Origin of the sequence: Streptomyces sp. TRM70350, assembly GCF_019219825.1 — a bacterium.
GTDB lineage: Bacteria > Actinomycetota > Actinomycetes > Streptomycetales > Streptomycetaceae > Streptomyces.
Map to the genome: position 1 here is coordinate 41,548 of NZ_JAHUXH010000014.1, position 18,873 is coordinate 60,420.

An 18,873-nucleotide genomic window follows, 5' to 3' on the forward strand; every position below is an offset into this window, starting at 1 on the left:
GATTTCAGCGTCGTTTGGCGATGTCGTGGGCCGCCTCGCGGGCCGTGCGTCCGACGCCGATGAGGGTGGCGGAGGCGGGGGCGGTCCAGCGGCCGTAGCCGAGCAGGTGCAGGCGCGGTTTTTCCACGGACCGGGTTCCCGCGGTGGTGGTGGACCGCGCGGGCCGTGTAGGCCAGGGTGCCAGGTGAGACAGGGGCGGGCGGAAGCCGGAGGCGCGCGACGGTGCCCGCGCGCCCCGGTGCGTCCATGTGTGGGCCGCAAGCGGGGCAGCGTGACCGACACGGTTCTGCCGCAGTTCGTGAGCGTCGACGATCGCGTCCACCACGGAGCCGGTGCCGTTGTCGAATGTGGTCGTCGGGACCGCGGCGAAACCGGTGACGCCGACGAGTCCCCCGATCAGGGCGTGCGGATGTAGTTCAGCTCGTCGGTAGCCTCGTCGCCACGCGCGAGAATGCCCATGCCGATCTCGCTCATCGATCCGCCGACCGTACGTCCGGTGACCGTGCCTGCGATGGCGACGACGGACCTCTCCGGCCGGCGGAAGCCGTGGACGACCACCTCGCAGAAGGACCAGCGTCGTGACGATGCCGTCGATGACGGGAGTCAGCGCCGCGATGATGGCGTCCTGCTCCTCAGCCGACAAATTGCTCCAGATGCCACAGGTATCCGGGCAAGAGCCTCGATCTCGATGCAGCCGCCGTACGGCAGTGCCGCCACTCCGACGCAACTCCGGGCGGGGCCGCGGCGAGGTGAAGAACCGTGCGTACGCGGCGTTGAGCCGGGCGCGGTCGGCGACGTCGGTCAGATAGGCCACCTTGGTCCAGCGGCGGATGTCCGCGCCGGCGTGGGCGCAGAGGTTGTCCACGATGTAGATCCGGGTGCCGCCGGGCGACGCGGTGCGGATCATTGGTGCACAAGGTGGGATGCCGCACCGCCTGGTCCCAACTGCTCGCGCCGGGCGTGGAAGCGGCAAGGCGAAGACCGCGGACATTCGGTCCACGACGACCACCGCTTCCGACTGTGGCCCACCGTTCAACCGCCGACCGGCTGTGAGGGATACCGGCCACCTCTGAAAGGTGGACAGTGGACCGCAGCGATTGTCGTCGCCACTGTGCCTGCGGCGGACGCCGACACGGCAGATCCGATCCCAGTGCTGCCACAAACCGAATCGGGCAGCGGTTTCCTGCCGGGCCCCCTGCCCATACCTGGCCATGTCCGGCGGCAGGATCAGTCACTGGAGGCGGGCCGGTCGTTGATGAAGGAGTACAGCAGAGCGTTGACGAGGTCGGGGCGGGTGGCGAAGGCGAAGTGGTCGGCGCCGGGGAGTTCGGCCAGACGGGCGTGGGGGATGGTCTGGCGCAGGTGGAGGGAGACTCCGGAGGGGACTTCCTGGCCTCTGGTGCTGCTCATCAGCAGGGTGGGAGCCGTGATGGCGGGGAGCAGGTGACGGTCGTCGTCCCGTGAGATGTTGTCGAAGAAGCCGAGCAGGGTCTCGACTCCCGCGTTGTAGCTCATCTCGCGGAACCAGGAGCCGAGTTCCGTGGCGCGAGCGGTGTCGACGTCGGCGAAGACCAGGCCGGGGTCAAGGACGGCGTCGGTGATGCCCTCGATGCCGCCGTCGCGGGCGGCGTCGGTGAAGTGGGCGATGGCGGCGTCGTCGAAGCCGTGGGGCCAGTCGTCGCCGCGGCGGAACTTGGGGGAGCCGTTGAGGACGGCGAGCTTGCCGAGCAGGTCGGGGTGCTGGGCGGCGAATCGCAGTGCGACGTGCCCTGCCGACGCGAAGCCGACCACGGTGGGTCGGTCCAGGCGGAGGTGGGTGATGAGGGCCGCGAGGTCGGCGGTGTACAGGGCGGTGACGCTCTCCACGTCGGGGGGCAGTTTGGCGGAGGCTCCGTAGCCGCGCAGGTCGAGGAAGACGTTACGGGCGTGGGGGTCGAAGAACTCCTGCTGGGCGGCCCAGGAGCGGGAGTCCAGGGGCAGGCCGTGCACCCAGACGATGGGCCGGCTGCCCGCACCGGTCTCGTAGAAGGCGATCCTGCCCCCCTCTACGTCGAGGTGACGGGCCTGGTCGAAGCTGAGCGGAGGCATGGTGGCGTGCTCCTGGCGTCGGGCGGGAGGTGCCGGGTGCGGCACCTCCCGCTGCGGGTGGTCACAGTCCGGTCGGGTAGGTGACGTTGTCCAGGCCGGGGACGGTCACCTTGGCGGGGTTGTTGTCGGCGGCGACGAGCTGGCTGACGGCGTAGTCCGTGACGGAGCCGGACAGGAGCTGGCGTGGGTCCTCCATGACCATCCGGAGGCGGGTGGTCATGGCGCGCCAGTCGTCGGGGCCGTGGATGACGGGCATCTCGCTGATCTCGGTGACGGACGGGTCGGAGATGTCGGGGACGGCGAGACGGCCGGGGGCGTAGCGGGGAAGCCCGGGGAACATCAGGTCGCCCAGTTCGACGGTGGCGCGGGTGTTGGACCAGATCTGGCGCAGGGGCTGCTCCAGGGCCGCCACCTTCGACAGGTCTCCGTCCAGCGGGGTGGTGAAGGTGGGGGCGTGGGGCGCCATGTAGAGGCGTTCGAGGGGGAGCTGGTAGCCGGACGCGCCCAGGAGCATGGTGGCGACGCTGGAGGTGTTCCAGGTGACACCGGCGGTGGGGCGACCCTGCTTGCCGGCGATGACCACCATGGCCCGGCTCCAGTCGATCTCCTGCTCACGGAACCAGTTGATGATGCGACGGGAGATGTCCAGCCCGGTGAGGAAGAACGTGGCGATCATCATGTGGTTGACGGTTCCGTGCCCCTCGGCCGTGCCCTTTTCCAGGTAGTCGGTGCGCAGGGTGGTGGCGTTGAGGCGGCTTTCGTCCTTCAGGGCCGCGCTGAGGAAGCGGTCGGTGACGGCGAAGGTGTAGTCGGCCATGTCGGCGATGGCCTGCTCGCGGCCGCGGTAGGTCTCGACGGCGATGGTATCGCGCCACAGTTCGGCACTGTTGGCCTCGCGGCTGCGCCGCACCTCGGTCAGCAGCCGCTCTGTCTCGCTGCGCCAGCCGGGATCCGCGTATTTCTCCCGTAGCTGTACGAGAGTGGCGACGGCGGGGCCGAGGTGGGAGACGCCGGCAAGTTCCTTGAAGCCCTTGGTGGAGAAGCGGAAGCCCTCGACCGTGGGGGGCTTGCCACCGCCGGGGTAGAGCGCGAAGTCGGTACCGGTGGCGACGATCAGGGGTGCGTCGGCCGTGTCGGCGGCGGCGGTACGGGTCAGGTGGGAGCCGATACTGGTGGGCCCAGCCGTGTAGGTGGTGAACAGGTCGACGAGTTCGGGGCTTTCGTTGGCGGCCATGGCGGTTCCTTGTCGTGGAGCGGTGCGGAGCGGAGGGGCGGGGCGGGGGTTCAAAGAATGAAGCGGTAGAGGACGGTGCGGGCGGCGAAGCGCACGTCGGCGGTGAGGCTGTGGGAGACCGCGATCAGCAGCCCTTCCTCGTCGTCGTGGATGACGGCGACGTCGGTGGCGCCCGTGGTGGGGAAGGTCTCCGTGCGCACCAGCTGCCCGTCCCGCCACTGGTAGATCTCGGAGTCGAGGTCGGTGGTCGGGTCGGCCGGAGTGCCCAGGACGAAGTTCACGCGCACGACGTACAACGTCCCGTCCGGGGCTGGCACGACGGCGAACTCGCGCGCTCCCAGCCCGGGCAGCGTCTGATGGACGACGAAGCGCGAGCCGTCCCAGCGCAGCAGCTGCGACTCGCTCTGCAGCCGGGCCACCAGCAGGAAGAAGTCGCCGTCAACGGTGAAGTGCACGAACGCGCGGCCGTGCCGGTCGGCCAGCTCCTGGTGCGGCTGGAACTTCTCTCCGTCGAAGCGGTAGAGCACCGACGGACCGACGTGCTCCGCGTGCGCCAGGAAGTAGTGACCGTCGACTGCGAAGGCATGCCAGTTGTACGCCCACCGGGAGTCGATGTCCTGGAAGTGGACGAAGCGTTCACCGTCCCAGACGAATATCCGAGAGGGCAGGTTGTCGTCCTCCTGTCCGGGGACGATGACTCCCTGGGCCAGGGCAAGGAAGTGACGGTCCTCGATCGTGAAGTGCTTCCACTGCTTGGCGGCGAAGCTGTCGAAGGACTGGAACTCGACGAAGGAGCTGCCGTCCCATTCCAGGACACGCGACGAGGCGGCGAACTGATAAGGGCCCTTACCGGTACGGATGCTGGCCACTGCGAGGAAGGCGCGGTCGCCGATGCGGAAGAACTCCGCGTCCTCACCGCCCGGCAACGACACGCGCTGGAACGGCTCGTACCCCTGCTCGCCACGCTTGAGCAGCAGCAGGTCGGTATCGCTGTCTCCCCCGTTCATGTCCACCGGGGTGTCTGGCACGTCGTAGGCGAGCTGGGGAATGGCGAGCAGATGCAGGCCGTCCAGGTCGAAGGGCTCCACGCCCCGGGCGCCCGAGGTGGGGATGGACTGGAACTCGGTGAGGTGTGTGCTGGGCATGGTTGTCGGGCCTCTCCGCCGGAGTACGGGTGGTGGGTGCGTTGACCAGGGCGCGGTCGGTGTCGACGTGTCGCTCTGGGGGGCTGCCGTGGGCTGGGTCAACCGGGAAGGTCCGCCGACGGCAGGGCGAAGTTGTTGTCGAAGACGTGGTCGGGGTCGTAGCGCGACTTGAGGAGCACGAGCCGGTCCAGCACCGCCCCGGGGAAGGCGTCCTGCAACTGCTGTCGTCCGGTGCCCGTTTCGAAGCTCAGGTAGAGCCCGTTCAGGTGCGGGTGAAGCCTTTCCCAGTGCCGGTCCAGGTTCCTGCGCCCCGCCGGCACGGTGGCGGCCATCAGCGAGAAGTTCTGCGTGCGGTGCGCGTAGGCCGTCGCGGTCGAGGGCGTGTCGTTGACCGCTCCGCCGACGGACCGCAGCTGCACCATGGGTGCCCTTCCCGCCCTCAGCAGCGATGCGATGGCCGCGGCGGCGGGCTCGGTGAGGTGCTCCAGCAGCCCGGAGCGCGACACCGTGAGCGGCTGCTGCGCGTACTGCGCCGCGTGCGTGGCCGGCAGCAGCTGGTGGTACGGAGTGACGAAGGCCTGGTTCCGCAGCACGGGTCCGGCGGACAGCACGGGTGCGAGCGCCTCCCGCGCAGTCTCGGTGTCCGCCCCCGCGTGCACGGTCATCGCCTGGGCGATGGGCTGTCCACCGGGGCCCGACATGAGCGTCAGGAAGCTGGTGACCGTTCGGGGCGCCGCCTCCACGGCGGTCCCCCACCGGGTCAGGAACGCGGCTGTGTCCCCGGCGTCGAACGTGGTGACCGCGGCGATCACGTCGCCCACCGGCTCGGCCTGGAACTCGAACGCCGTCGCGACCCCGAAGTTGGCTCCCGCGCCGCGCACCGCCCAGAACAGATCCGGGTCGTGTTCGGCGTCGGTTCGCACGAGGGAGCCGTCCGCCAGAACGAGTTCGGCGGCGCGCATGTGGTCGATGGTCAGGCCGTGCAGGCGGGACATGAGGCCGATGCCGCCGGTGGCGGCCAGCCCGCCGACCCCGACATCCCCGGTGTCTCCGGAGGACAGGGCCAGACCGTGGGGCGCGAGCTGGGCGGCGACGTCTCCCCAGCGGGCTCCCGCTTCCACGCGGACCAGACCGGATCGGGCGTCGAGCACCTGCACGGTGCTCAGTTCGGAGAGGTCGAGGACGATGCCGCCGTCGTTGGTGGAGCGGCCGCTGATGCCGTGGCCGCCGCTGCGCACGGTCAGGGGAAGCTGTGCGGTGCGGGCGTGGCCCAGGGCGGCTGCGATGTCCTCGTGATCGCGGACGCGTATCACGGCGGCCGGTGATCCGGTGCGGGTGTAGGTGTGCCGCACGTTGTCGTAATCGCTGTCGCCCGGCCGGATCGCGACCGCGGCGAGACTGTCGGGGAGGGGCAGCCGAGAGGCCGGCGGTGAGCTGTCGATGATGTGCATGGATGCCTCCGCGGTCTCCGTACGGGGACGGGGATCCGCACGTGTCCTTTACTGGGGCGGGGGTCCTACTGGGGTGGCGTGGTCCGCACGCCATGGGCGCGGGTGATCAGGTACTGCAGCGAGGCGTCGGCGTACGGGCCGCTGCGGGCGATGAGCCGGCCCGCGTGCCTGCCGAGGTCCTCGGCGCTGAACCAGCCAGGGTTGTCCGCGCCGATCGCGGCCCGTGGACGGGTACGGATGGGGCCGATGATGAGCTCGTACACGCGCGGGCCCGCACCGGTCAGTTCCGCGTCCAGCGAGCGCACCAGCGACTTCTTCGCCGCGTTGGTGGCTCCCACGAGGGCGGAGAACGGATAGGGGATGTCCGCGCTGAAACCGCTCAGGTGCACCAGCGCTCCCTTTCGGGACAGCAGGGGGGTGAGCGCACGCAGCGCGTGGAAATGGCTCGTCAGGTTGGAGGCGATCATTTCCTCCCACTCACGGTCGGAGATGTCGAGGATGCCGGTGCGCTCCGGGCTGCCCCAGTCGCCGATCGAGACGACGGCGCCGTCGAGCGCGCCGTAGGGCGACAGCTGTGCGCGCACCTTCTCGCTGTCGGCATCGCCGACATTGACGGTCCGGGTGATCAGGGTGCCGGGCCCGGCTTCCTTTGCGTAGTCGGCGAGACCGGCCAGTCGTTCCTCGCTGCGACCGGTGGCCACGACGGTGGCTCCCTGGCGAAGCAGCGCGAGGGTCATTCCCTCGCCGATGCCACCGGTCGCGCCCGCCACCAGAACGGTCCGCCCGGACAGCAGCCGGTCCTCCTGTATGTCGCTCATGAGGCGCTCTCCTTTCTGCGTGGCGGGCCGAGACCCGCTATGGGATGGGTGTGGATGGGTCGGTGACTGGCCGGTACTCGCGGGTGCTCGCGTCGGCACCTTCAGGCGACTGCGGCGGCGCGCTTGCCCAGTTCGACGGCGTTGCCGTAGGAGCGGGCGCTCATGGCCATGGCCGGGACGTTCTCCTGCATCAGGCGCATGCGGTGCGGAGCGTCGTGGAACTTGGGGTCGAGCTGGAACTCGGCGGCCAGGGAGAACCAGGTCACCGGGACGACACCGGCCTGGACCATGCGCTGCACCGCCGCGTTGTGGGCCTCGAGAGAGGGGCTGGCGGAGGCGTCGACCGCCACGTGCACGCGGTAGCCCTCGCGCAGGCCGCCGAGCACGGTCTGCAGCACGCACCCGTCGGTGGCGATGCCGCCGATCACCAGGTTCTCCCGGCCCTCCGCCCGGACCGCCTCGGCGAACGACTCGTCCAGGAAGGAGTTGAAGTCGACCGCGCGCTCGATGACCGGCTGGTCACCGATGGCCTCCAGCAGCTCCGGGTACAGCGGGCCGGACGGCTTGCTGGACTGGCCGTTGGTCACCACCAGGCCGCTCTCGTACCACTTCGCGGTCTTCGCCAGACCCACGACGTTGTTGATGTGCTCCGCCAGGTCATGGGAGCGCAGCAGGTTCGCGAAACCGACGGCGTAGTCGACGAGAACGACGGTGGTGTTGGCCGGGGTGAGGGGCTCAGGTGCCATGACTGGCCTTCTTTCTCTTGTGGTGAACGGCAGCGACGGTTCGGCTGCCGAGCAGACCGAGCGAGCCGACTCGCTGGTGACCGCTTGGTCATTAGTGAAGGTAGCTCTTCAGGCTACTAATGTCCAGATGGTCACTTAAAAAGTTCGCTAGCTCGGAGCAAATGGGACGAATCGGTGCACCTAAATGGCATGGCTTCCCACACCTAATGACCAGCAGGTCAGCACGTTAGTGACCTTGTGTACACTTACGGGATGGACACGCCACCCACGAACCTCGCCGACCAGGACGCCACTCCGGCCAAGAAGCGCAGGCGGGACCCGGAAGCAAGCCGGGCCGCGATCCTCGAAGCCGCCCGGGCCGCCTTCGCCGAGCGCGGCTACACCAAGACGACCGTCCGCGACGTCGCACGCCGGGCCGGAGTGACCCACGGCCTGGTCCTGCGGCACTTCACATCCAAGGAACAGCTGTTCCTCGCCGCGGTTCCCAGCCCCCGCACGCTCATGGCGGAAGTGGCCGGCGACCCCAAGACCTTGCCGACGCGCATCGCCCGGTCCTACGTCCGGCGCATGACCGAGAGCGGAGGCAGCGACCCGTTCGTGGCCATGCTGCGTGCGGTGGCCTCGGAGGAGGAGACCGCCAAACGGTTGTTCACCGCGATGCAGCAGGACAGTCTGGAGATGTACCGGCAGGTGATTCCTGGCCCAGAACTGGAGGAGCGTGTGGCGTCTGTGGGCGCCTATCTCATCGGGGTGACGTTCTCCCGGTACGTCTTCAGGAGCGGACCGCTGGCCGAGATGTCAGACGAACAGCTCGTCCGGCATCTCGTCCCCAACCTGCGCAGCATTCTGCTGGACTGATGGGGACCGACTGAGCACCTTCGCCGCCAGAGCGTCTCTTGTGGCCGGCTCCGGCCGACCTTTGTTGCCCTGTCGCCTTGGCGCGGCGAGCGCGAAGGGCCGTCGACTTTGTGGTCAGTGGTCCTCGAGCGGGTCGGCCACCAGTCCGTCCCAGTCGAGACCGGTGAGTTCCTCGCCGGGCGGGACCAGGTCGTATGTCTCGAAAAGCCAGTCCTCCACCCGGTGCAGGTCCAGTTCGAACAGCACCCGCATGCCGCAGCGCTCCAGGCGCAGGCGCAGCGTCGGCCGCCGTTTGCTGATCCTCGGCCAGATCCGCACGTCTCCGGTCCCCGTCGGCGCCAGCAGGCCGTCGTGGAGAAGGTCACGGCCGATCCACCAGGTGACGGGAGGCCCACCTTCCGGGCGGAAGGTGACCGAGACGACGAGGGGGTCATCGCGGTCGAAACGGAACTCCACCCGGAGCGGAATCCTGTAGGAGTCCCAAACGATCCGGAAGATTCGCAGTGACAGGGGGGGTACCTCGTTCGGCTTCGGCCCGGGTGCGCGAGGGCCAGGTTGGTTCTCCATCATGAGTTCGACTTTCTGATGCGGTTCTGGCTCGGCATGCTTCCTGCGGTACCACCGCCCTCTGTGGGACACGCCCCCGACGCATCGCTCATCTGGCCGTGCGTCGCGCCCAGTTAACGCGGCGCGCTCCGATTCAAGCGGGTTGAAGGGCGGCGTGCAGGGCGTCGGCGGCCATCGTGATGGCGGCCTCGGCGGCGTGGGTCTCGCGCAGGGCGTTGAGCATGACGAAGTCGTGGATGATGCCCTGGATGCGGACGGCGGTGACGGGGACGCCGGCCTGGCGGAGCTTGTTGGCGTAGGCCTCGCCCTCGTCGCGCAGGACGTCGGCCTCGCCGGTGATGACCAGGGCCGGCGGCAGTCCGGTGAGCTGCTCGGTGGTGGCGCGCAGCGGGGACGCGGTGATCTGGGCGCGCTCGGCCTCATCGGTCGCGTACTGGTCCCAGAACCACTGCATGGCGTCGCGGCGCAGGAAGTAGCCGGTGGCGAACTGGTAGTAGGAGCCGGTGTCGAAGCTCGCGTCGGTGACCGGATAGAACAGCACCTGCTGGACCAGCGGTACGTCGCCGCGTTCTTTGGCCATCAGGGTCAGCGCGGCGGTCATGTTGCCACCGACGGAGTCTCCGGCTACGGCCAGGCGGGAACCGTCCAGTCCCTTGGACGCGCCCTGCTGCACGACCCACTGCGCGACCGCGTAGTTCTGCTCGATGGCGACCGGGTAACGGGCCTCGGGTGAGAGGTCGTACTCGGGGAAGACGACCGCGGCGTTCGCGCCCGCGGCGAGTTCGCGCACCAGGCGGTCGTGCGTGTGGGCGTTGCCGAACACCCAGCCCGCACCGTGGATGTAGAGGATCACCGGCAGCCTCCCCTCGACGTCGGCGGGCCTGACGATGCGCGCCCGGACACTGCCCGTCGGCCCGCCCGGGACGGTGACCCACTCCTCGTCGATCGCGGGCTTGTCGATCTCGCCGGACTGCACCTCGTCGACCGCCTTGCGGCCCTCCACCGGACCGAGGTCGGACAGGTACGGCGGATTGGAGGTCGCCTCCGCGAAGGCAGCTGCAGCGGGCTCCAGGACCGGCTGAACCGGCTCGACGGCATCGGACATGTCAATCTCCTGGGGTTGGGTTGGTACACCGGCCCTTGCGGCGACATGACACGGATCATGCGCAGATCCTCCGGTGTGCGTTGATCGTCACGCTAAGACCTCTGCGTGGGCGGTGATTGATGGCGAGCGCACCGCTGCTTGTTCTTCAGCGAACGGCAGGTGTCGCCGACCGTCACCCGCCGTTGAGCGGTTCTGCTCCGCGGACCAGCCGTCCGTCCCCGGCCGCGAGACGGTCGGCGCATGTACTCCTGCCGGCGTCTTTTACAGGACGACCACTGGATCATGCGGGGCGCGACGTTCCACCGGCTGCACCTGCTGCTGGACAAGCACGCAGAGCAGACTCGTCGGCACGCTCAGTGGATCCAGGTTCCGGGCGACGTCGCGGTCGGTGATCCGGCACGCCTCCGAGGTCACGCCGATCCGGGGCGGCACAGCTCACAGCTGCTGTTTACCCAGAGGACGCCGCGCAGGTGCGCGGCCGGTCGAGGCGGGAGCCGGCAGGGGCCCGTCATGCCCCCGGCACGTCGCCGGGAGCTGTATGCCCTCCTGGCGTGGCTCTTTTCCGCCCCCTCAGCGAGCAGGGGCGGCAGTGTGCGCCGCCTGCCATTGGCTCGGGGACATGCCATAGGCGGCCCGGAACGCCCGGGTGAAATGAGCGGCATGGGGGAATCCCCAACGCTGTGCGATCGCCGACACGCTGGGAGCGGATCGCCCGCCGCGGTGGAGTTCCTCGCGGCATTTCTCCAGGCGACGCTGCTTGATCCAGCGGCTCACGGTCGTGGCTTCGCCTTGGAACAGTTTGTGCAGGTAGCGCACGGAGATCTGGTGAGCGCTCGCGATCGCCCCCGGTGTCAGGTCGGGGTCGGCGAGGTGCTCTTCGATGAACGTTTTGATCCGCAGGAGCAGCGCATGGGAAGCATCGGGTTCGGCGCTCCCGTCCCCGTCATGGCCGAGTTGCCCGGCGAAGAGACTCGCGAGGAGGTTCATGGCGTGGCCCGCGAGCCGCTCGCCCACCTCGGGTCCGCAGTCCGCCGCTTGAGTGGCGAGCCCGGAAAGGAAGCACGAGACCAGCGCGCCCAGCCCCTGGTCTCCGCGGACGGTCGTCCAGGTGATCCGTCTCAGTTCGGCGCTGTTCAGTCCCAGGGCATGGCGCGGGACGACAAAGCACACGGTTTGTCCTTCGGACCGCAGCCGGCATGGACGGGCGGGCTCGAAGACCGTGAAGTCTCCCGCCCGCAGGACCGCTTCCCTTCCGTCCTGGGTGAGCGTCCCAGGCCCGCCGCACTGAAGGGCGATGGCCAGGTGTTTCTCCCGGCCACCCGCCGTCAGGCTCGGCCCGCCGACCGGCTGGTCCGCCTCGCCGTCCACCGTGAAGATCTCCACGTAGGCGAGGCGGCCGGTCGTCGCGCCGCTGCCGGGGCCACTGGTCAAGACATCCATGGTTCGCCCTGTGCTGGATCACAGACGGCACGTGTGCCCGCCTTTACGTTGCAGTCCCTTGCTCCGGCATGTCGGGCAGCGGCCGCCCCAGGGCAGGCAGGCTGCTGCGTTCCTGCCACTCGCGCGGCGACATCCCGTAGGCCGCGCGGAACGCCCGGCTGAAGTGGGCCAGGTGGGTGAAACCCCAGCGCCGTGCGACCGAACTCACCGTGGGGATGCGTGGGCCGCGGCGGTCCAGCTCGCGGCGGCTCTCCTCGAGCCTGCGCCGCAGGATCCACCGGCTCACGGTCATGCCTTCGCCTTGGAAGAGCTTGTGCAGATAGCGCGTGGAGATGCCGTGCGCCCGGGCGATCGACTCGGGCGACAGGCCGGGATGGGCCAGGTTGCGGTTGATGAAGAACCGGATCCGCAGAAGCAGGGCGCGCTGGGCGGTTTCGGCGTCGATCCTGTCGTGACCGAGTCGTTCGGCACACAGCGTGGCCAGCAGGTCTGTCACGTTGCGTGCGAGCTGTTCGCCGACCTCCGGGGTGTTCACTGCGGCGGTGTCGGCGAGGCGCGACAGAAAGGGCGACAGGAGCCGCCCCAGTCCCTCGTCACCGGGGATGATCCCTCCGGTGAGGCCGTGCAGATCGGAATTCGGCACGAGCAGGGCAGGCCGCGGCAGCACGACCGACACGATCTCGACCGGCTCCGTATACACCGATGCGTATGGGCCGTACGAGGTCAGGATGACCATGTCGCCCGGTCGCATTGCGCCGGTCTCGCTGCCGTCGTGTGCGAGCATCCTCGGTGCTCCACGGCGATGCAGGCCGACGGTCACGTATTCCTCGGAATCATGCGAGAGCAGGCGGCGGGTGCGGCTGACATGAGCCGGACCGGACAGCACCCTGTTTATTCGCAGAGGACCGAGCTGGTCGGTGGTGATGGAGGCCGAAAACGGTCCTGGCCCTTCGAGAAAGGTCATGTCGTGGCGGAAGTGTGTCTGCATCACGGCGTCGGCGAAGAAGGCCTGCCGGTCGCGTGGCGGTACCTGTTCCGTGGAAACGATGACGGTCATGGTGACTCCGTCGAAACCTTTCTGCCATGCGGTGTCTGCGGTCATTGCCACCTGCACCGGTGCGGGAACGTACTCCGCATCTGCGGAGTCACCGCCCGACCGACTTCGGGGTGATGCGCACGAGGCCGCCCCGTCCGCTGGTCGCCCATATCGCGATGGGGTGCGCGGTGCGCGACGGCCGACCGGATCGTCCCGGACGACCACACCGTCGCCGTTTGTATCGGGAGGATCGGCTGCCTGGCCGACTCACTTCCGACCTCGGTCGCTCGCTTGCTGAAGAAGGCGAGCAGCGTCTCGTTGGGCTTTTCGGTGTTGTTCAGGCGATGCTGTGCGGGCCGCCTCAACCGGGATCCGGCGGGCTTCCTTCATCAGCGCGGGCTCGTACGCGGCCGCCTGGAGGAGCAGTACACGGTTGGCCCTGGCCGTAACCGTGGACGTATGTAGCGATATCGGCACGGTTGTCCGTGCTGATCCGGACGTAGGGCATGGCTGGCTCCGGTTACCTCGGTGTGACCGACCAATGCCCGCACATCGGGTGGTCGGCACGCCTGAGTTTCCGGTGCCCGAGGCCGCGAGACATCTGTCAAATGACAGCGGTCGGCGTCACGGGTGGGCGTGAATGGCTGCTGAGAGGCGGTACGGGAGACTCCGGTCTCACGGGCGACCCCGGTGCTCGTCACCCTCCACCGGGTGTGCCGCTTCTCATCAAGAAGCCCCCGTCCGTCCCTTGCCTACGCACCGGCCCGCGCTTACCTTTGCCGCTACTCACACGTGTCGGTACCACGTGTGAGTAGCTGTGTCAGCGCTTTTTCGAGACGCCTCTCGCCGCATCCCCGTTCGCGTCTCCAGCACGAAGGCGGTCGCATGACCACCACTCCTCCCCGCCCCGACCATGCTCCTCCGTACACGGAGCAACGCCCCCCGCCCGAGCGCAGCGCCCGCCCCTGGGTCGTCACCACGATGGCCCTGGCGCAACTGGGACTCTTCCTGGCCCTGCTCACCCCGGTCTTCTCCAGCCTGGCCATCAAGGTGCAGGACATCGTCCCCAAAGACGACGAGGTCTCCGCGCTCGGCATGGTCAGCAGCCTCGGCGCACTGGCCGCGTTCCTCGCCAACCCGGTCTTCGGCCGGATCAGCGACCGGACGACAGGCCGGTTCGGCCGACGCAGGCCATGGCTGGTGATCGGCGCCCTGGGACTGACCCTCGGCCTCGCCGTCATAGCAACCGCGCAGAGTCTGGCGGTCGTCGCCGTCGCCTGGTTCCTGAGCCAGATGTTCGCCAACGCGGCCCTTGCCGCGTTCACCGCGTCAGTTGCCGACCAGATACCGGTCTTCCAGCGGGGCAAGGTCGCCGGCCTGATCGGCGTCATGCAGAACCTGGCCATCCTCGGCGCCGCCTACGCGGCGAGGGTCCTCGGCACGGACATGCTCCTGCTGTTCATGGTTCCGGCAGCGGTCGGGCTCGTCCTGGTCGTGCTGTACGTGATCGTCCTCCCCGACAAGCCGCTGCCGCAGCGTCCGCCGTCCGGAGGCGGCCTTCGTACGGTGCTCAGGACGTTCTGGGTGAACCCCCGCAAGCACCCGGACTTCGCCTGGGCCTTCGTCTCCCGCTTCATGGTGATCCTGGCGATGTTCATGTTCACCACCTTCCGACTGCTGTTCCTCCAGGACCAGCTGGGGCTGTCGGACGACCGGGCGGTGTCCGTCATGGCCACCGGCGTGCTGGTCTACACCGTAGTCCTGATGGCTGCTGGCCAGCTGGCCGGATGGCTGTCCGACCGCTTGCGGCGCCGCAAGGTCTTCGTCGGGTTCTCGGCGCTCGTCTTCGGCATCGGCACGGCCATGTTGATCACGACTCACTCCGCAGCCGGCTTCTACGCCGCCGAAGCAGTCCTCGGCCCTCGGCTTCGGCGTCTACGCGGGCGTGGACCTCGCCCTCGTCCTCGACGTCCTGCCCGATCCGGAGGACTCGGCCAAGGACCTCGGCGTGTTCAACATCGCCAATGCCGCACCGCAGTCCATCGCTCCAGCCATCGGCGCGCTGCTGGTCAACACCGCGGGCGGCCGCGAATACCACCTGCTGCTCGGCGTCGCCGCCGCGGTCTGTGTGGTCGGCGCCCTGGCCGTCATCCCCATCAGGAAGGTGCGCTGATCCGTGTCCACGGGTCAGCGCACGCCGCCCGGACCACCACCGACGTCAGATGCTCACCGGCGCCGACGCCTGGTCGCCGCGACCTGACAGCGGTTGGTGTCAGAGATCGGTGGGAATGGCTGCGGGATCGCGGTTGAAGGCCTCCCGGGCGATCTCCACGCGGCTGCGCAAGCCGAGCTTGGCGAGGATGTGGGAGATGTGCGTCTGTGTGGTGCGCCGGGTGAGGAACATGCTCTGTGCGATGTCGGATGTGGAATTGCCGGCCGCGACCAGGAGGGCGATCTTGTGCTCGGTCGTGGTCAGAGCGTCCCAGCCGTGCGCGGGCCGCTTGGTCCGGGCCCCGCGCACGCCGCTGCGGATCCCGTACCGGCGCAGCCGCGCTTCGGCACGGCGGATGTCCCAGACCGCGCCGAATCCGCCGTAGAGGTCGAGCGCTTCGCCGATCATGCGCTTGGACTCGCCCGTGATCCCGTGTTCGACGAGGACGACGGCCAGGTCCTCCAGCGTTCCCGCCAGCTCCACCGGCACGCCGACGGCCCGGTAGTGCTCCATCGCCGACCGCAACGGCGCCGGATCGCGCTCGTAGAGTCCTGTGCACCAGTCGGCGGCGGCCGTGGCCCGGGCCGGGACCTGCTCGGTGGCTGCCTCGGCCCGGCAGGCGGCCAGCGCGGCCGCGGCGGCGGAGTCGTCGTCCACGGCGAGTGCCAGGCGGACAACCGTGGGCAGCCACTGGTGGATCAGCGTCATCTCGCCCGGCTCCCGGGTGAGGAGACCGCCGAGGTGCGAGAGGGCCAGGTGCGGGTCCCCCTTCTGCTCGGCGGAGAGCGCCCGCGCGAACAGCAGGAAGTCGGTGTTCTCCCGATCGGCGACCGTGACCGGTGGCTGACGCAGCCCGGCGCGCAGGTGCCCCTCGGCCGCGGCGCGATCGTCCCGGCGGACGGCGATGAGGGCGGCCAAGCCGTGCCACAGCCACATGGGGCCGCGCTCGCGCAGACCCCGGTAGGTCATCGCGGAGACGCTCTGGTCGACCGATTCGAGCTCCGCCAGCGTGTCGTCCCACTGGCCCAGCCAGTAGGTGAGGACTGCGGCGGTGACGCTGAACCTGGCGTCATCGGTCCGGTCGTCGTCGAGCAGGAACTGCCGCGCCTCCCGAAGGGCTGCCTCGGCGTCCGACCACCGGCTCAGGTTCTGCAGGGTGAAGATCCGGGCATGCAGTGCATAGCACCGCAGGTCCACGTGGTCGTCGGTGGCGTTCAGTGTCTCCAGGGCCCGGTTCACGCAGTCGAGCGCGGACAGGTGTTGCCGCTGTACGGAATGGGTGAGCCACAGATCGGTGAGCGCGTACGCGATGGCGAACGTGTCTCCAGCACTCTCGCCGATCTCCAGTGCGCGGCGCGCGGTGGCGTCCGCGGCTTCCAGCGCGCCCGATCCGGCCCGCTGGAACATCGCCAACGAGCCGAGCAACCGGGCGCGCCAGGCGTCGGGCAGATCTTCCTCCAATGCCTGATCCAGCGTTGCGACCGCCGCGTCGTTATCACCGCCGCTGAACAGCGCGCGGGCCAGCACCCAGTACATCCGCCCGCGGTCGGCCGGCTCTCCCGACACCGCCAGGGCCTGCCGGGCACGGCCCGCGGCGTTCTCGTACTCGCCCGCGCCGACCAGGATCTGGGCAAGAGCCGCGCTCAACGCGGCACGGTCACGCTGGTCCGCGACCCCGTGTTCCAGTTCCCGGTCCAGCAGCTCGGCCGCGAGGCGCGGGGCCCTGACCGCCAGCACCGGCGCGGTACGGGCGAGCCAGCGCCGGGCCCAGCGGTCGCCGACGCGGCCCGACTCCAGCAGTTGCTGCGCCACCCGTTGGGGCTCGACACCGCCGATACCGTCCAGCGCCCGGGCCGCGTCCTGGTGCAGCGCAACGCGCAGCGCCGTCGGCATGCCGTCGTACAGCGCCTGGCGGATCAGCGGATGCCGGAACGCCACCCGCTGACCGGCATCGACGAGGATCCCGGCTGCGACCGCCTCCTGGAGATCATCGGAGATGTCGATGGTGGACCGGCCCAGGACCGCTGCCACCTCCCCGACCGCGAACTCCCGGCCGAGCAGCGCGGCCACCCGCAGCATGTCGAGCGCGTCGGCCCGCACGAAGCTCAGCCGACTGTCCAACGCCGCAGCCAGCGACCTCCGGACGGTGCACAGCGAGGTCTCCCGCAAATCGGCACGCTCGCCGACCGTCACGACGCCTTCACGCACCAGGGACTCGACCAGCTCCCGCACATACAGGGGATTGCCGCTGGCCTGAGCGGCAAGCTCGACCAGCGCGGGACCCGGCGGCGCACCGGCGACATCGGACAGCAGATCGCGGATCGCGTCCGGGCCGAGGGGCCCCAACGAGATCGTTGTCGTGGCGTGGCCGCGCAGCGCGGCGCGCAGCTGCCGCATCCCCGATCCGCGGGGCACCGGCCGGAAGGACAGGACCAACAACAACGGCAGGTGCGCGGCGGTCGATGCCAGGCGTCGGCACACGTCCAGCGACGCGTCGTCGGCCCACTGCACGTCGTCGAGCACCATCATCGTCGGCGCGGTCGCGCAGTCCTCCTCGACCAGGGTGAGGAGCATCTCGATCATCGCGGCGTGCACGGCGCTGCTCACGAGGAGGTCGGGCCGCTCGGCGCGCGCGAAGCGCAGCATCTCGGCGCGGCGGGCATCGTTCGCGCGCTGCGTGATCTCCAGGCAGTCGCACAGCAATCGCAGCGGCAACGGGTGCGCTGCCTGATCCGCGGTGCCGTGCAGCACCGTACAGCCGGACTCCTGGCCGGCCGCGGCCGCCGCGGCGACCAGTGACGACTTGCCGATGCCGGGTTCACCCTCGACCAGGACCACGCCGCCGGTGCCGGTTCGCAGCTGTGCGATGGCGTCTCGCAGCACCGCCAGTTCGGCCTCGCGTCCGACAAGATGAGTCGGGAGGCCCAACGACATCGTCGGGTTCCCCCGCCGCACAGGGGGTATCCAGGGTCTACGAGTGGTGTCTCCTGCGCTCGTCATCATTTGACCGCTGTCCCACCGCTTTACCCATCTCCGACACGGCTTCAACAGAAAGCGTACTGCCGTAGTCGCTGCGTGCCATGAGACGGTAAACCTGTAATGCGGTGAGGAAGTCGGAGACCGGACTGATGATCTTGAAATGCGTGATGCTGTCATGAGTCGGGTTGCCGCTGCAGGACCTGAAAACTCCCTCCATCTGCCGTCAGAATCTGCGGGTAAATCGCTCCGGGCGCCGTCAGTGCCGCGTGCTCAGCGGACCACGAGCTTGCGGAGCTCCGAGGCGATCTGCTCGGGGGCTTCTTCGGCCATGAAGTGACCGCAGCTGACGGTCGTGTGGGCCAGCTTCGGTGCCCAGGCGGACCACAGTGCCCGGGCGTCGAAGCCGAGGGCGGCGCCCCAGTCCTGCTGGAGCACGGTGACCGGCATCTCCAGTTGGCTGCCGGAGTTCCTGTCGGCCTGGTCGTGGTCGACGTCGATCTCGGCGGAGGCGCGGTAGTCGGCCACGATCGAGGGCACCGCGTCGCGGCAGGCATCCAGGTAAGCGGCGCGGATGTCAGCGGGAATGGCCTCGGGGTCGCGGGTCCAGATGTCGAGGAAATGGCCGAAGAAGGCGTCCGGTGCGGCCGCGATCATCTGCTCGGGCAGGCCCGGGGGCTGGGCCATGAGGTAGAGGTGGAACCCGATGGCGGCTTTCGTTCCGCGCATCACCTGCCACATGTCGAGGGTCGGAAGAACGTCGAGGCAGGCCAGGTGGGTGATGGCGGTGGGATGGTCGAGTCCGGCGCGGAAGGCGACCAGGGCGCCGCGGTCGTGGCCTGCCAGTGCGAACCGCTCGTGGCCGAGTGCGCGGGCCAGGGCGACGATGTCGGCGGCCATGGTTCGCTTGGAGTACACGTCCGGGCCGGTCTCGGCGGGCTTGTCGCTCGCGCCGTAGCCGCGCAGGTCGGGGCAGATGACCGTGTGGTCCGCCGCGAGGTCGGCGGCGACGTGTCGCCACATCAGGTGGGTCTGAGGGAAGCCGTGCAGGAGCACGATCGGGCTGCCCGAGCCGCCGACGGCGGCGTTGAGGGCTATGCCGTCGGCGACCTGGACGCGCTGGTAGTCGAAGCCAGGGATGGTCGGTGTTGCCACGGTGTGCTGCTTTCGTCGGGTATTGGGAGGGTCCGCAGTCGG

The 18,873-nt window shown here is 69.2% G+C and carries 15 protein-coding genes and 1 pseudogene; 2 read left to right on the forward strand and 14 right to left on the reverse strand.

The window, feature by feature from the left end; all coding sequences use genetic code 11:
• Nucleotides 1–4: 4 nt before the first annotated feature.
• The 8 genes and pseudogenes from KWI83_RS40345 to KWI83_RS21685 form a co-directional block, all read right to left on the reverse strand.
• Nucleotides 5–127 carry a hypothetical protein gene (locus KWI83_RS40345; RefSeq protein WP_374106343.1) on the reverse strand — a complete coding sequence of 41 codons (123 nt, stop codon included), beginning with the start codon at nt 125–127 and terminating at the stop codon, nt 5–7.
• A gap of 284 nt (nt 128–411) precedes the next feature.
• Nucleotides 412–655 (reverse strand): annotated as a pseudogene (locus tag KWI83_RS40350) (PAS domain-containing protein); the annotation flags it as partial.
• A gap of 572 nt (nt 656–1,227) precedes the next feature.
• Entirely contained in the window at nt 1,228–2,088 is an 861-nt protein-coding gene (locus tag KWI83_RS21660; protein WP_218516030.1) for an alpha/beta fold hydrolase, read from the reverse strand.
• Nucleotides 2,089–2,149: 61 nt separating this feature from the next.
• The gene (locus KWI83_RS21665) at nt 2,150–3,322 is read right to left on the reverse strand and encodes a DUF5624 domain-containing protein (protein ID WP_218516031.1); all 1,173 of its coding nucleotides are present in this window, start codon (nt 3,320–3,322) and stop codon (nt 2,150–2,152) included.
• Nucleotides 3,323–3,372: 50 nt separating this feature from the next.
• Nucleotides 3,373–4,467, reverse strand: a complete 1,095-nt coding sequence (locus KWI83_RS21670; RefSeq protein ID WP_218516032.1) for a hypothetical protein — start codon at nt 4,465–4,467, stop codon at nt 3,373–3,375.
• Nucleotides 4,468–4,565: 98 nt separating this feature from the next.
• The gene (locus KWI83_RS21675; RefSeq protein ID WP_218516033.1) at nt 4,566–5,918 is read right to left on the reverse strand and encodes an FAD-binding oxidoreductase; all 1,353 of its coding nucleotides are present in this window, start codon (nt 5,916–5,918) and stop codon (nt 4,566–4,568) included.
• Nucleotides 5,919–5,983: 65 nt separating this feature from the next.
• On the reverse strand, nt 5,984–6,736 hold the full coding sequence (locus tag KWI83_RS21680) for an SDR family oxidoreductase (RefSeq protein ID WP_218516034.1): 753 nt from the start codon (nt 6,734–6,736) through the stop codon (nt 5,984–5,986).
• Between the two features lie 101 nt (nt 6,737–6,837).
• Nucleotides 6,838–7,482 carry an isochorismatase family protein gene (locus KWI83_RS21685; RefSeq protein ID WP_218516035.1) on the reverse strand — a complete coding sequence of 215 codons (645 nt, stop codon included), beginning with the start codon at nt 7,480–7,482 and terminating at the stop codon, nt 6,838–6,840.
• Between the two features lie 252 nt (nt 7,483–7,734).
• Here KWI83_RS21685 and KWI83_RS21690 point away from each other — a divergent pair, with 252 nt between their 5' ends.
• Entirely contained in the window at nt 7,735–8,340 is a 606-nt protein-coding gene (locus KWI83_RS21690) for a TetR family transcriptional regulator (RefSeq protein ID WP_218516036.1), read from the forward strand.
• 114 nt (nt 8,341–8,454) lie between these two features.
• On the opposite strand, the gene KWI83_RS21695 is transcribed toward KWI83_RS21690, so the two are convergent.
• From KWI83_RS21695 to KWI83_RS21710, 4 genes are all read right to left on the reverse strand, one after another.
• On the reverse strand, nt 8,455–8,796 hold the full coding sequence (locus KWI83_RS21695; protein ID WP_218516037.1) for an SsgA family sporulation/cell division regulator: 342 nt from the start codon (nt 8,794–8,796) through the stop codon (nt 8,455–8,457).
• Nucleotides 8,797–9,040: 244 nt separating this feature from the next.
• Nucleotides 9,041–10,012, reverse strand: coding sequence for an alpha/beta hydrolase (locus tag KWI83_RS21700; RefSeq protein ID WP_218516038.1), 972 nt, complete (start codon nt 10,010–10,012; stop codon nt 9,041–9,043).
• A gap of 570 nt (nt 10,013–10,582) precedes the next feature.
• The gene (locus KWI83_RS21705; RefSeq protein ID WP_218516039.1) at nt 10,583–11,452 is read right to left on the reverse strand and encodes a helix-turn-helix domain-containing protein; all 870 of its coding nucleotides are present in this window, start codon (nt 11,450–11,452) and stop codon (nt 10,583–10,585) included.
• Between the two features lie 43 nt (nt 11,453–11,495).
• Nucleotides 11,496–12,554 (reverse strand): helix-turn-helix domain-containing protein, encoded by a 1,059-nt coding sequence (locus KWI83_RS21710; protein WP_256362624.1) that lies wholly within the window; start codon nt 12,552–12,554, stop codon nt 11,496–11,498.
• 741 nt (nt 12,555–13,295) lie between these two features.
• On the opposite strand from KWI83_RS21710, the gene KWI83_RS21715 reads away from it, so the two are divergent.
• Nucleotides 13,296–14,798 (forward strand): MFS transporter, encoded by a 1,503-nt coding sequence (locus KWI83_RS21715; protein ID WP_218516040.1) that lies wholly within the window; start codon nt 13,296–13,298, stop codon nt 14,796–14,798.
• On the opposite strand, the gene KWI83_RS21720 is transcribed toward KWI83_RS21715, so the two are convergent.
• Both KWI83_RS21720 and KWI83_RS21725 read right to left on the reverse strand, forming a co-directional pair.
• Entirely contained in the window at nt 14,761–17,634 is a 2,874-nt protein-coding gene (locus tag KWI83_RS21720) for an AAA family ATPase (protein ID WP_218516041.1), read from the reverse strand. The two genes, KWI83_RS21715 and KWI83_RS21720, sit on opposite strands and share 38 nt — an antisense overlap.
• A 315-nt stretch (nt 17,635–17,949) precedes the next feature.
• Nucleotides 17,950–18,831 carry an alpha/beta hydrolase gene (locus tag KWI83_RS21725; protein WP_308122128.1) on the reverse strand — a complete coding sequence of 294 codons (882 nt, stop codon included), beginning with the start codon at nt 18,829–18,831 and terminating at the stop codon, nt 17,950–17,952.
• Nucleotides 18,832–18,873 lie beyond the last annotated feature (42 nt).